Origin of the sequence: Bradyrhizobium sp. 33ap4 (genome assembly GCF_032654765.1) — a bacterium.
GTDB classification, from domain to species: Bacteria; Pseudomonadota; Alphaproteobacteria; order Rhizobiales; family Xanthobacteraceae; genus Bradyrhizobium; species Bradyrhizobium australafricanum.
The window spans coordinates 1-575 of the sequence record NZ_JAUMTJ010000263.1 but is presented as its reverse complement, the minus strand read 5'-3'; the positions used below and the strand labels follow the sequence as shown (position 1 = coordinate 575).

Here is a 575-nt window from a genome sequence, read left to right as displayed (position 1 = left end):
ATCGACAGATTGTCCTGCACGACACGGATGCAGGCGGCCTTGGGGTAATGGACATCGACGAGTTCGCGCATGCAGTGAGCATAATCCACGGCGGTGCGCCGTTCGGTGACTTTGACGTTACGCCAGGCCCGATGCGGATCGAGGGCGACAAAGAGATTGACGGTGCCGTTGCGGCGGTACTCGTAATCGTAACGCTCGCGCTTTCCCGGCTCGGGTGGGATCGGCTGGCGCACTTCGCCGATGAGCTGGACGGGGGTTTCGTCGAAGCAGACCAGCGGCCGCTCGGGATCAGGCGCTTCAGCGTAGAGATCGAGCACATCTTCCATGCGGGCGACGTATTCGCCATCGACATGGGGAATGCACCACATGTCCCTGCGCCACGGCTTGAGGTCGTTATCGGCCAGCCGGCGGCGCACGGTCTCGCCCGACAGGCTGTCATGATCGGTGAGCTTGACCATCACGTCGGCCAGCAGCGCCAGCGTCCAGCGCCTCCGGCCAGCGGGCGGCTTGGCGCATGCGGTCGCCACCAGCAGGGCTTCCTCCTTGCCGGTCAGCTTGCGCTCCGCACCGGGACG

1 protein-coding gene is annotated in these 575 nt (G+C 65.0%); it reads right to left on the bottom strand.

The window, feature by feature from the left end; all coding sequences use genetic code 11:
• A partial coding sequence (locus tag Q2M23_RS43845; RefSeq protein WP_316399568.1) for an IS630 family transposase occupies positions 1 to 575 on the bottom strand: 575 nt, incomplete at both ends.